11 protein-coding genes and 1 pseudogene are annotated in these 12,471 nt (G+C 71.3%); 6 read left to right on the plus strand and 6 right to left on the minus strand.

Features of this window, described 5'->3' with window-relative positions; all coding sequences use genetic code 11:
- Positions 1-63: 63 nt before the first annotated feature.
- From OG788_RS46890 to OG788_RS46905, 4 genes are all read left to right on the plus strand, one after another.
- Complete coding sequence (locus OG788_RS46890) at positions 64-2,526, plus strand: Helicase associated domain protein (protein WP_406368214.1); 2,463 nt, start codon at positions 64-66, stop codon at positions 2,524-2,526.
- A 62-nt stretch (positions 2,527-2,588) separates the two neighbouring features.
- Positions 2,589-2,846, plus strand: coding sequence for a toxin-antitoxin system HicB family antitoxin (locus OG788_RS46895; RefSeq protein WP_339135258.1), 258 nt, complete (start codon positions 2,589-2,591; stop codon positions 2,844-2,846).
- On the plus strand, positions 2,843-3,091 hold the full coding sequence (locus tag OG788_RS46900) for a hypothetical protein (RefSeq protein ID WP_406368212.1): 249 nt from the start codon (positions 2,843-2,845) through the stop codon (positions 3,089-3,091). The genes OG788_RS46895 and OG788_RS46900 overlap by 4 nt, the downstream gene beginning before the upstream one ends.
- Before the next feature lie 184 nt (positions 3,092-3,275).
- Positions 3,276-4,043 (plus strand): hypothetical protein, encoded by a 768-nt coding sequence (locus OG788_RS46905; RefSeq protein ID WP_406368210.1) that lies wholly within the window; start codon positions 3,276-3,278, stop codon positions 4,041-4,043.
- Between the two features lie 43 nt (positions 4,044-4,086).
- Here the strand turns inward: OG788_RS46905 and OG788_RS46910 are convergent.
- The 3 genes and pseudogenes from OG788_RS46910 to OG788_RS46920 form a co-directional block, all read right to left on the minus strand.
- Positions 4,087-4,871: pseudogene (locus tag OG788_RS46910) on the minus strand (hypothetical protein).
- Between the two features lie 32 nt (positions 4,872-4,903).
- Positions 4,904-5,770, minus strand: coding sequence for a PIN domain-containing protein (locus OG788_RS46915; protein WP_406368208.1), 867 nt, complete (start codon positions 5,768-5,770; stop codon positions 4,904-4,906).
- 532 nt (positions 5,771-6,302) lie between these two features.
- A complete protein-coding gene (locus tag OG788_RS46920; RefSeq protein WP_406368206.1) occupies positions 6,303-7,484 on the minus strand; it encodes a hypothetical protein in 1,182 nt (393 codons plus the stop codon).
- 484 nt (positions 7,485-7,968) lie between these two features.
- On the opposite strand from OG788_RS46920, the gene OG788_RS46925 reads away from it, so the two are divergent.
- Entirely contained in the window at positions 7,969-8,799 is an 831-nt protein-coding gene (locus OG788_RS46925) for a hypothetical protein (protein WP_406368204.1), read from the plus strand.
- On the opposite strand, the gene OG788_RS46930 is transcribed toward OG788_RS46925, so the two are convergent.
- The gene (locus tag OG788_RS46930) at positions 8,755-9,954 is read right to left on the minus strand and encodes a hypothetical protein (RefSeq protein WP_406368202.1); all 1,200 of its coding nucleotides are present in this window, start codon (positions 9,952-9,954) and stop codon (positions 8,755-8,757) included. The two genes, OG788_RS46925 and OG788_RS46930, sit on opposite strands and share 45 nt — an antisense overlap.
- Before the next feature lie 114 nt (positions 9,955-10,068).
- Between OG788_RS46930 and OG788_RS46935 the strand changes: the two genes are divergently transcribed.
- Positions 10,069-10,329: a hypothetical protein gene (locus tag OG788_RS46935; RefSeq protein WP_406368200.1), complete on the plus strand. Its 261-nt coding sequence runs from the start codon at positions 10,069-10,071 to the stop codon at positions 10,327-10,329.
- Between the two features lie 304 nt (positions 10,330-10,633).
- Here the strand turns inward: OG788_RS46935 and OG788_RS46940 are convergent, their stop codons facing one another.
- Together OG788_RS46940 and OG788_RS46945 are read right to left on the minus strand one after the other, a co-directional pair.
- Entirely contained in the window at positions 10,634-10,780 is a 147-nt protein-coding gene (locus OG788_RS46940) for a hypothetical protein (RefSeq protein WP_406368198.1), read from the minus strand.
- 413 nt (positions 10,781-11,193) lie between these two features.
- Positions 11,194-11,637: a hypothetical protein gene (locus OG788_RS46945; RefSeq protein WP_406368197.1), complete on the minus strand. Its 444-nt coding sequence runs from the start codon at positions 11,635-11,637 to the stop codon at positions 11,194-11,196.
- Positions 11,638-12,471: the final 834 nt, after the last annotated feature.

Consider the following 12,471-nt stretch of genomic DNA (forward strand, 5'->3'; position numbering starts at 1 on the left):
GCCGACCTCCCCGACCGCGGTGGTCGACCGGCTGCCGTCACCTCTCGGACTGAGGAAGCTCGCATGACCGTGGCCGCTGTGTTCACCCCAGACCAGCCGAAGGAGCGGCGGCGGCTGTTCGCCGACCAGGCCGAGGCCGTCTCGCGGCTGGCGCGTCATCTGCGGCGGCCCGGGACGCGTGCCCTGTACGTGTCGGCGACGGGTACAGGCAAGACGCTGGTGTCGATCCGGCTGGCGGACGAACTCGACGCGCGGCTCGTCCTGTTCGTCGTGCCCACCCTGGACCTGGCCGCGCAGACGGCGCTGGCGTGGCGCCGCGACGGGCACCTCGAGCACTTGGTGATCGTCTCCTCCATGGACGTGGCCGGCCGCGACGACCTGGTTGCCGCCCAGGTCATGTCGGCGACCGATCCGCGCACCCTGGCCGCGCTGATGTCCGTGGTCGGCGACGAGGAGGACCAGATCCCCGCGCTGACGGTGATCTGCACCTACGACTCCCTGGACAAGATCGAGAAGACCGGTAAGACCCGGTACGCGGTTCCGGCGTTCGATCTCGCGGTCATGGACGAGGCGCACCGCATCGCCGGGCGCGCGGACAAGAAGTGGTTTCGTATCAACGACGCGAAGCGCATCCATGCGGACCGCCGTCTCTACATGACCGCCACCCCGCGGACCTTCCTCGCCCCGGAGCTGGCGGAGTCCGCCGACACCAGCCGCCCGCGCCGCCGCCGCGGCGCTCCCCCGGCCTCCGACGTCGATGCGTTCGCCAACTCGATGGAAAACGAGCAGGTCTACGGCAAGAAAGTTTTTGAATACCCGCTCGCCCAAGCGGTGGAGGACGGGCGCGCCGCGGACTACCGCATCGTGGTGCCCACCCTGACCGACGCCGACCTGCGCCGCCGCCTGAACACGCCCGCCCCAGGCACCGCGGGCACGGCCCCGGACACCTCCGTCGGCGCCGGTTCTGGCGAGGAGGATGACGGTGCGCTGCGCGCCACCGCCCTGCACCTGTCCGTCCTGCGCGCGATGACCGAGCACGGTCTGAAGAAGGTGCTGGTCTACTTCAACCTGGTCGCCGACGCCCGCCGCTTCGCCCGCGAACTCCCGCACACCCTGCGCCTGCTGGCCCGCACCGACCCCGATTTGGTTCCCGACATCGTCCCGCAGATGTTCTTCGCGCACGGGGATAACACCCCCGCCGAGCGCGGCGACACGTTCACCGCCTTCTCGGTCGCCGACTGCGCGATCCTGGCCAACTCCCGCCTGATCGCCGAGGGCGTCGACATCCCCAGCGTCGATGCGATCGTCTTCGCCGACCCCACCCGCAGCGTCGTCCGCTGCGCCCAGGCCCTGGGCCGCGCGCTGCGCCTGGACGTCTCCGGCAAGACCGCTTCCCTGATCGTCCCCGTCTACATCCCGCCCGGCGCCGACAGCGAGAACATCCTGGGCACCGCCTACGAACCGGTGTGGGCGATCGCCACCGCGCTGGCCGGCCACGACCACCGCATCATGGAGCGCCTGCCGGACAAGGCCAACCGCCTGCCCCGCGAGAGCAGCCAGGTCATCGCGCGCCGCTGGAGTTTCGACTTCACCGTCCACCCCGAACGCATCGCCCAGGCGATGGACCTGGTCTCCTTCGACCCCCGCGACCAGCCCGTCTCCCGCAGCCGCCGCCTCGGCCTCGCGGCCGCCCAGAACTACCGCGACGAGATGGGCCACCTCGACGTCCCCGCCGACTACACCGACCCCACCGGCTACCGGCTCGGCACGTTCATCACCACCATGCGCGACGCCCGCACCGCCGGCCGCCTCGAAGCCGACTGGATCGCCGAACTCGACGCGCTCGGCATGATCTGGGACAAGCACACCGCCGCCTGGCGCGCCCGCCTCACCGCGGCCTCCGACTACCTGCACGCCCACGGCCACCTCGCCGCCCCCGCCACCACCCCCGTCGGCGCCTGGCTCGCAGAACAACGCCACCTCGCCGCCCACGACCGGCTCGACGCGGCCCGCGCGCAGGACCTGACCGCCCTCGCCCCCGACTGGCGCCTGCCCCACGGCGCGGACTGGCACCGCAAATACCACCTGCTGCGCACCCACCTCGCCACCGGCGCCGACCCCACCGCGCTCACCCGCGACATGGTCCTGGCTGGGGTGAAGATCGGCTCCTGGCTACAGCGTCAGCTCACCACCTGGCCCGCCCTCACCCCCGGCCAGCAGGAGATGATGACCACCCTCGGCCTCACCCCCGACGCCAACCCGCTCACCCCCGCCCGCCGTACCCGCCGCAGCTTCGAGGAGAGTGTCCAGCTCCTGGAACTCTTCCTCCACCGCGAAGGCCGCGCCCCCGCCTCCCGGGAGAAGATCGTCGTCGACGGCGACACCGTCCACCTCGGCGCCTGGCTCGCCAAAGCCCGCACCAAACACCGCGACGGCCAACTCCCCGAGGCTCACGCCCGCCTGGTCGCCGCACTGTTCGACGACGACTGGACCACCGAGGGCGCCGTCCCGGCCGCCGTGGCGTAGGTGCCCTTGTCGCCCGACAGACCCCCTTCCCCACCTGCTAGCAAATCGCTAACATCGCTTCTATGGGAATCGCACAGCTCAACACCCGGGTCGACCAGGAGCTGGCCGACAAGGTGCGCGCCTCGGCGCAGCGCGCCGGAATGTCCCTCAACGACTACGTCACCGGCGTCCTCGAAGCCGACCAGGCCGCCGCGGACGGCCCCGAAGACCTGCGGGAGGCCCGCGCGCGCATGCACGCCCGCGTTGCCTACCAGAAGTGGATCGCCAGCGGCCGGCCCGAAACCGGCTCCATGACCATGGATGAGGTCTTCGGCGCGTGACGGCCATCCCCGCCCGGTTCGCCGTGCACGTCGGTGAGACCGTCAAAAACCTGCCCGGCCCGGCCAAGGAAGAGCTCCACGACGCGGTGATCCGGGCATGCGCCGACCCCTGGTCCTGGCCGCAGGCCGACAAACACGACATGGATGAGGCGGTACGCGTCATCACGACCCGCACCGCCATCGTCCACTACGTGATCATCCCCGGCCCCGACCCCCACCTGTGGGTCTTCGCCATCACCGTCTGACGCACACGGTGCTGCGCGAGGAAAGGCGGTACGCCGCCTCTCGGCTCCGGCGGACGCCCTGGGCGCAGCGGCCGATCGCTGCGGCGGGTTCCCGGCCGAGGCATACGGCACGAGGCGGTGGAGGGCGTAGCGCAGGATAGGAAATGGCTACCTGCTGCCCGAGCCCGCGTTCTACCGTGCGGGCATGAGCACGCAGGCCTTCAACGGCGCCTACCTTCTGCCCCTCTTCGAGACGATCGAGCAGGCCCGCGGCGAGGGCGCCTACCGGCAACTGCCCGCCCCGCACCCGGCCAGCAGCCTGGCCGCCGACGACGCCACGCTGGGCCCCTACGCCATCGCCCACCTGGTCCAGAACTCCCACACCGCCGGTCTGGCCCACGCCGATGCCCTGCGCCGCCTCACGGTGGCGGGCGAGGTCGACCCCATCAGCCCCTGGACCCTGCTGCGCGGCGCGCTGGAGAACTTCGCCACCGGCCTGTGGCTCCTCGACGGCGCCGGCCGCGACGAACGCCGCCACCGGGCCCTGTCGCTGTGGGACGAGGACATGCGCAACCGTCACCAGCACGAACAGGACACCGGCCACCAGCCGTCGGGTGCGGGCAAGACCGGCGCGGAGCGCCGCGCCGAGATCAAGGACATCGCCGACCGCCTCGGCCTGCCCCCGCTCACCCGGCCCGGCACCCTCCAGATCCTGCTCGCCGCCGCGCCCTCGGCCGGCCTGACCGCCATCAAGGTGGGTGCCGCCTGGCGGGCAGCCTCCGGATTCGCGCACGGCCGCTACTGGCCCAACCTCAGGGCCTCCCAGCCCCGCGCCGCCTTCCAGGCAGACAACGGCATCCACACCCTGGCCCTGGTCATCGACGAGGACCAGCACCGGCCCCTGGCCCAGTACTGCCACAGCATGCTGCGCCGACTGCAGGAGCACTACACCGCGCGTGCCCAGGCCCACTGACCGAGCACGCCAGCAGCGCCCCTGCCTGCCCCCGGGGTGTCGCTTAGCCGGATGTCTCCCAGTCGGCGTGGAACAGCGCGCATTCGAGGAGGTCGGGGGCCGCGCCAGACGGCCAGCCTTCATACGCGCCCAGTTGCTCGGCGGCGGCGTGCATGAAGGAGAGGTAGACCCGGTAGCGGTGGGGCGTCCAGTTCCCGTCCGACCAGACCCAGGCGGCGATGGAGCCGTCCGCATCGTGGCCGCTCTCGCGGCCGACCGCAGCCGCTATCTGCCGCAGGCGTCTGGCCAGTACGCGGTCGAGGATGAGCGGCCGCGCGCCGTGGGCGGGCGCCGCGCAGTGTCGGCGAAGTAGAGGAACTTGGTGAAGAAGGCGGGCCCGAGCCCGGATACCTGCCCCTGAAGCGCGGCGTACGCCTGCGGTGCACCGTGTTCGTGCAGTGCTGTGACCGCGGCGGCCAGCGCCGTGTCGAGGCCGTCGTGGGCCAGGATCTTGTGGAGGGTGGCCGGTCCGCTGCCGCCGGGAGTGCCGCGCTTTCCCTTGCCCCACACGTACGTCGCGACCAGCGCCTCGGTGAACGCCTCCCGCCGCAGCGCGTCGGCGACGGCCGCGGCCACCTCCGCCCGGCTGACCGCGGCATCACCTTCGGCGGCGACGGGAGCCAGCGCTGCGGGCCAGGGGGAGATCTGCGCCCACCGGGCGGGCGTGTAGCGGACGGTGTGCGAGCCGGGTGTCGCGTCCGGGTAAGCCGACGCATTCGTCTTCCACCAGCGGCCTAGCGCCCGTACGGCGGCGTCGGGCAGCAGGCGTGCGGCCATCTCGCGGTCCATTGCGTCCGCACGCTCCTGGCGACTCTGCTCGTTCACGAGCCGTTCCCTGCCTGACGTGCCGCCGAGTCGGGGGAGGGCGCGCCGGACTCCTTCGATTCGGGCTGTTGCGGTGCGCCTCCGCCCGGCACGAGTTCGGCGGCTGCCTGTTCCAGTTCTTGCCGGCGCAGTTCGCCGCCCTCGATCAGGTACTTGTCGGGCAGGGGTCGTGCCGGCAGTCCCCAGGCGCGGGCGCGGGTCCGTACGCCGATGTCACGGCTGACGACGATTACCTCCGCGGGAGCGACGGCCTGGTGCAGACGCAGTGCCGAGGCCACCAGCTCGTCGTCCGGCACGGGAAGGCGGGCGTGCCCGGGCTCATCGGCCGCGATGAACACGTGGGTTCCGTCGTCCGCGGCCGCTTTCTCGGGCTCCGCTTCCAGCACCGACTCCAGTAGCCCGAACACGCCGCGCGCCCGCCGGGAGATCTTCTTGTCCCCGGTCTGGTAGCTCTTGGTGTCGATTTCGTCGACCACGACGTGCGGGACCATGACCGCGGTGCCCTTCCCGAACTCCTTCTGCCAGGGGACCTTGTCGAGCCGCGTGAAGTGCAGCGTGGTGTTGGTGTCCAGCACCGCGTACCGCACGGCACCAGCGTGCCCGTACTGCTCCTGCAGGGCACGCACCCGGTTGGCCAGGGTTCTGAAGTAGTCCTGGAGCTCGGAGAGTTCCACGTACATCATCAGCCGGGCCTCGTCCAGCGGTGCGGTGAGGATCGCCCGGTAGCGGCCCGCGCGGAGCTGTCCCGCGATCTCCCGGTCGCTGAACCGCCGGTTGAGCTCCTCGGCGGCCTTCCAGGTCCACTCGTCGTACCGCTTGCGCACGGCCCGCATCGCTTCCTCGGCCTTTGCGCCCGTTTTCATCGAAAGAGGGATCCGGGTGGAGACGTCGTTGAGGCTCCCGGAAACAAGATCGTTATCCAGGAAATTGATTGCTTCGGCACAGGTCGTTCCGGATCTCAGCATGCCCCTGTTCTCCCCCGGGACTGGCTCGGTGCGCCCCGTCCCGGCCATCCTGCCAGCGTTGATTACGTCCGATGCGAGTTCTGCTTCTTCCTTCTGGGCGGGAACCGCCGTGCCCGAGACTTCCCGGTGTCGTTGCCCAGGTGCCACTCAGCGGTAAGCGGGTGACGGCGTCCAGCGGCGATGCAGCCCGAGCGGGTGCCGCTGAAGACCGCCGGCTGAGGAGCGTCTGCCGGAGCTTCCGACTCGACGGTCATCGGCGTCTGAGCGGGCCCGAGCGCGCGTACGAGACCGGGAGAGCACCGGGGGCGACCTGCTGCGCCTCGAGTAACCGGAGGGACCCCTCGCGGGAAGACAGGGGCCCCGGCGGCGGTGGCCTCTACCGGCGGCGTCGGCCTGCAGCATCGGGACTGCAGGCCGACGCGACACGGGGTTAGTAGTGGACGTTCCAGCCCAGTGCCTCGGCGACGACCTGGAGACCCACCTCCAGAGTGAAGCAGACCCCCAGATCGTGGGCGTCGAGGCTGCTGCCGATCTGACGGAAGTGGCCGGCCAGCGTGCCCGGCTCGAAAGAGTCGGACAGCACGTGCCAGGGCGGGCGATGCCCCGGCCGTTCCTGCTCCTGGGTCGCCAGGGCGACCGTGTAGGCGATCACAGCGGGCCACAGCTGCTCGACGAGGTAGTCCCGGCCGTCCTCGCCCGACTCCTGCTCCAACTCCTCGGCCAGCTGCGCGCGGAACCGCTCCCGCAGGTCCGGGTGGGCCGCTTCGACGGCCTCGACCACCCGCGTGAGACCCGCCCCGGCACCCAGGCCGTCCAGGGCAGCCGGACGTGCGTGCGGGGGCAGCCAGATCCACAACTGGCTCAGATCCGACCAGTGCGCGCCCGGAGCCGCCAGGCCACCGGCATCGTTGAGACGCTCGACGAAAGCCGCGCCGCCCGCGCAGGCCAAAAGCGCGGCCACCGCCGCCCACCCCGCGGGCACGGCCAGCTCCTCGAACCACAGGTGGTCGATGTCGTAAGCCAGACGCACAGGGTCGTACCCGCCGAACAGGTCACCGTCGAAGACGCAGGAGGGGCACACGGTCACCTCCTGTGCCGCGGTGGGCGCCAGCAGGTACCGCGCCGGATAGCTGTCGCCACAGATCGCGCACTGCGCGTCGTTGACCAGCTTGGCGATCTCGTTCTCCCGCGCTCGGGCCACCGCGGCCGACACCTGGCTCACCAGCTCCTGCGGGGGCGTGTCGCCCGGCACCTCGAGGACCATCGCTTCACCGGTGTTGATGCTGATGGGCGGGGCGATGAAGGTGAACGCAGGAGTGGTCGTCAGGTCATGGTGATCGGCGTCGTCGGGGTGAACGTCCGTGTCCCCGGTGCCGGGGCGGGAGAGCAGTGACCACACCGGCCCGGCGTACGAGGACCACTGCCCCCCTTCGGGGAAGCCATCGTTCTCCGTCGGCCAGCCGGCCTGGTGGAACGCCTGGACCGCGGTGCGCTGCACATCGGCGGTAAGGATGGCCCGGGAGCCTTCCGCGTGCATGCGGGCCGTACGGGCGTACCCGCTCTCGCCCGCCGCAGCACGGATGGCCTGCTTGCGTGCACGATTACGCGTCATGAGGGTCTCGTCTCCGGCGCAGCCCCACGTCCCACGCCTGGTACGCATCACGTGCAGGCAGAGGGTGTTCATCGTGAGATTCGCAGAACCTTGTCCACCAGGCCGCGAGCCACGTGGGGGCCCGCAGACGGGAGTCGGGCGATCACGGTCGCCGCGACGAGGGTAGCGCGGCACGTCCCCAGGGTTCAACGTCCTTGGTGACAGGGGCCGTCCCAGGTTCGAGGTCCGAGGCGACCTGATGCGCGGCGCCGGGAACGGGCCTGCTCCGCCCCTTGAGGGGTGGCCTGGCCGAGTCGGGTGGCCGGACGGCACCATGCTGTCCATGAGGGATCAGCGAGCTGAAGAATTCGCCCGGTGCGCCGTACTACTGGCTGCGGAGTTGCGCACGACACGGCGAGACGGTGCGGTAGCCGCCGATCCCGAGGCAGGAGCGGACCCTTTCGCCGCTCCTGCCCCGACAGGTGATGACCCCTTCGCTCCGTTTATGGCGGGCCGGGAGGGCGTCTTCGATCAGGCACTGTCCAACGGGCTGGCTGCGATCGTCGCTTCCGAGTGGCCAGGGAAGGAGGTGGACCGCAACGGACGGGTCCTGTCGGCCAGCGCGCTGCTCAGGGTGATCGAGGAACACATCCCGGCTACGGACGGCATCGTCTGCGTGTCTGACGAGCATCCGATGCCGGACATCTCCCAGGACGACACGGACTCGCTCTTCCAGGCGCCTCGTCTGTCCTCGCACACCCGGATCGATGTGCACACGCTCCAGAACGGGATCGAGGCCAGTCAGGCGGCCCGTCACGGCCGCGGCGCCGGAGCTCTGCAGCATCGCCACGTCGAGGCCCTGCTGGCCCTCGACGGCCACAGGAGCCTTGGAGTGATGGGAGAGGAGCAGCAGGACCGGATCCAGCAGATCGCCCAGGCAGAGGACGCGGCCTCCCAGAAACGAGCTGCCGAGTACCTCGAACGGATCGGTGGGGAAGAAGCCACCCGGCGCGCCGAGAACGTGGCCAACCCCAACGCCTACCACCCGAAGCACAACCCGGATGGACACGACCTTGGCACCTGCCCCGTCTGCGGGCACGAGACGTTCTGCGTGGAGGGCCTTGACCCTGTCTTCGGCCGGGTCGGGTACGGACAGTGCCTGGTGTGCACCTACACGCGCACCCCGGGCGCCGCAGAGGACGAGGCATTCACCGAACAACTCCGGTCGATCATGGACGACGAAGTGATGCCTTCCGGCACCCGCAGCCGTGGCCTTCGGCGGCCAGCCCCGTCACCCCTGGAGTGCGCGCCTCGGCGTGGGCGCGGAAGCCTCTGAGGGCGGGCAGGGATCTTCACCCACCCCGCGCGAGCCCTTCGTCAGCTCCTCCATGGAGCGCATCCACCTCTCCCCGAAGCCGACGGCCCCCGTCTCGTCGCCGGGGATGCTGAAGATGTCCGGGTTCTCGGCGAACTGGTCCATCAGCGTCTCGTACACGTCGTCGAAGAACGGCTCGAGGCAGATCGCCAGGGACTCGGCGAGCTGCCTGGGGGAGGGGTTGATGGCGATGACGTGGTCCAGGAAGGGGAACATGCCGAGGTCGTCGATCCGCTGCCGCAGCGCGGCCTGCGCGGGGGTGTCGGGCAGGAGCAGTCCGTGCAGTACGTACAGCGCGTAGAACATCCGCAGGCCGACCAGCACCTCCCGCGCCCGCACCAGTTTCTCGTCGCTCGCCCGCTGCACCTGAGCCACCATGTCCGCGTGTTGCTGGAGCAGTCCCCAGTCCACCTCGGGCCCCTCGCCGCGCTCGGCCGCGCCCAGCATCTGCGCCCAGTTCTCGGCCGTCAGCCCGAACATGCCGAACGCGGCGAACGCTTCGGCCAACGCGTCCGCCCCGACCTCCTGCGCTCCCAGGCCGATCGCGGCTGCCACGTGCACCATGCTCCTGAAGTCCGGCCCCTCGGCCTCGGCGGGCACGTCCCCGCCGGCTTCGAGCGCCGCCCGCACCACCGCAGGGTTCACCGCCCCGCGGTACGAGCCCATGAGCCGTCCGGCGGCCGCGTACAGCGCGTCCTGTCCTTCCTCGCCCGCCCCGGCCGCGCTGCGCGCGAACTCCACGAGCCGCTGCGATGCCGAGCGTTGCAGCGCCCACACCAGGGCCTCACGCACGGCGGCCACCGGCGGCTCCGGCACCGGGGCCGCCCCCGGCGACGCCGGTGGCATGCCGGCTTCGGCGAACCACTCCAGCACGGCCAGCCGCCGGTCACGTCCCTGCCGAAGATGCCGGGCCAGCGCCGCCGCGCTCTCCACCACCAGCGGATCGACCGCGTCGACGACCGATCCCCGGCCTTGCCCGAGTCCCCGGCGCCGGTGCCGGGGCAGCAGCCCCGTCCGCCGCCAGCTCTCCAGCTGGCTCGCCGTCACCGTCAGGTCCCGCCCTGCCAGTGCATGGATCACCCGTTGATCCGCAGGGCTCGCAGCTCCTCTAGGCATGCCCGCCATTTTAGAACCCCGAGAAGTGCCTTTTTCTACGGAGTGCCGTCTCTGGCTCACTGGTCTCCAACAGCAGCACCGGCAGCCCGTCAACTCCAAGGAACCAGCCCGGCCATGACCCCTCGCCACCCTTCCCGCGTCCGCACCCAGGTCGCCGCCGCCCTCACCACCGTGCTCCTGACCGGCGCCATCACCGCCGGCCTGCACCACCCCGGCCACCTGATGCGCCTCCTGGCCGTCCTCGCGGCCGTGCTGGGCGCCCTCACCGCCACACTCGCCCTCGCCGCGGCTTTCGCCCCCACCGCCACCACCCGGACGGCCGCCCGCACCACCCTCGACCTCCTGCTGCGCCTGGTGCCCTGGTACAAGAACTGACGGCACGGGCGAGAGCGCTGCCCGCACAGGACGGCGCCCCCGGAGGCGACGAGGCCTGCCGCGCCGCGGTCGGCCCCTGGCACGAGGCAGGCGGCCCGGGGCTCAGCCCTTTCGGTGAGCCCGCCGCCCGTCGGTGAGCCTCACAGTGACCATGCCGCTGAGGGAACGCCGTGCCCGCTCGACCGCCTTCCGCCCGGGCCCGGCCACGGGAGGCGTCGAGCGGAGCCCCCGCGGCCGGGCCTGCGACTGAACGTGGCGTCCCGGCCGGGAGCAGGTGGCGGCGCCCGCCCTGCTCGCTGCCTCGTCAGCGCTGCGGCAGGTTGCGGCTGGCATCACCACTGGCGGGGCTACCGAACCGCTGCCGCAGCCAGGCCCGGGTGTAGTGCCGGATGACCGCGCGGGCGGTGGCCTCGGCGGCCTTGCGGAGCGCCCACCAGATTGCCTCTCGCAACTCTGCCTCCGGCACCGCGTGGCAGAGGAGGGCGAGGGCGGCGCAAGCCCCGATGCCGCACAGAAGAAGGCAAAAAGCGGGAAGGAACGAACGTGCGGGCAACGGCTCTCCAATGAGTAACTGGACGGTGAGCGAGGCCTGTTGGTGTTCCAGGCCCCACTACTACCGTGCAGGTGGCAGGGGGTCCCGGCACGCTCGACCGGCTCCCTGGCAGACCGGCGCCGGGCAGACGACCGACAGGCTCTGCCCCTGAGGCTGCCGGTCTCGCACCGCCCCGACACGCTCGACCGCCCCGGCCCCGGCTGCGCGCCGGAACGCCACCGGCCCGTCGCCGCGTCCGTGTGCTCCCGCCACTCCACCTGGCCCGGCAGGTGGCCGGAGAGAACCCCGGCCACCCACCCGCCGCCCTTCCGCTACCGGTTGCCGGTGTCCTCGGACGGAGCCTGCTGCGTCTGGCGGCGGCTCAGCCGTTTCTCCACGGCGGCTTTGGTGGCCTCTTCAATCACCGTTCCTGCGGCCTTCTCGGCAGCCCACAGGGCCGCCTTCGCCACGAGGGACCGGGCCGCCGACGCGGCAGGTCCGTCCGCGGTGAGCACAAGACGGGCAACCGCTACCAGGAGCTCGACTATCAGGTACACGAAGTCCTTTCCGGGCCAAGCCGCCTGCCGGCCAGCCCCATTGACCTTGCCGGTCGGCCAGAGCCACGCACACCCGCCCTGGCCTCCCGCCGTCTCGACCGGCGCGTCAGCCCGCGGACAGGGAACGGTCTCCCGGCCGCCCTGCCGCGCCCTGACACAGGAGCGGGCCACCTTCCGGACGACCGTGCGCGCCACCCGGCGCAGCACCCACTCGGCCACCTTCCGGACCTCCTGCGGCACCCCGGGCAACACCAGGCAGAGAAGGCAGACAGCAAGGGCGCACAGAGCGGGGCGGGGGAGGGGACGACGGAACAAAGACGGGCTCCTCGACAAGGACAACGGGACGGACAGCGGCGCCCGCCGGGTCTCGGCCGGCGCCCAACACGACGGTGCCGACGCCCAGCACAGCGGCAGTCCCGACCGCCGCGGACCCCGCAGAGGGCCACCAGCACGACCGTGCCCGGACCCACCCCACCGCCACACCACGCCCCGGAGCAGCGCCCCGCAGCCACCCGGTGACAGCACGACTGACAGCCAGCCATAACCGCCACACCTATGGCCTGCTGAGGTGATGTCACACAGCCCGCGCTACACAGTCGTTGAGTTCCTCCGCGCCCTCATCTCATCGAGACACATCACAGAGCACCCACCCGCAGTCTCGAAACCCATCTACCTCGAACCCGGATTCACCAAAAGTTCTGAAGCGAAGGAAACAGCCCGCCATCCACCCCGACCTCTGCCTCTTGTAGCCAGCCGCCCGCGAACGCGGGCCAGGGTCCGGGAGCGCAGCGGACGGACCCCTCAGGCTCCTCCAGGAGCGCAGCGACGAGGAGCCGCCGGCTCGGAGCGCAAGCGGAGAGCCGGAAGGCACCAGCCCAACCTCCGGATTCACCCAAACTTCTGACGGAAGGAAACACGGCTCGGAGCGCTGCGCGAGGCCAACTCCTCGCACCGCGAGGAGTGCCGCTCCGTCACCCGCGCGCAGCGCGGGGCTCCGCTCCAACTTCCGCGCGCAGCGCGGAAGTTCCCTTGGAACCTGCGAAGCAGGTTCTT

The organism is Streptomyces sp. NBC_00647 (assembly GCF_045207245.1).
Classification (GTDB): domain Bacteria; phylum Actinomycetota; class Actinomycetes; order Streptomycetales; family Streptomycetaceae; genus Streptomyces.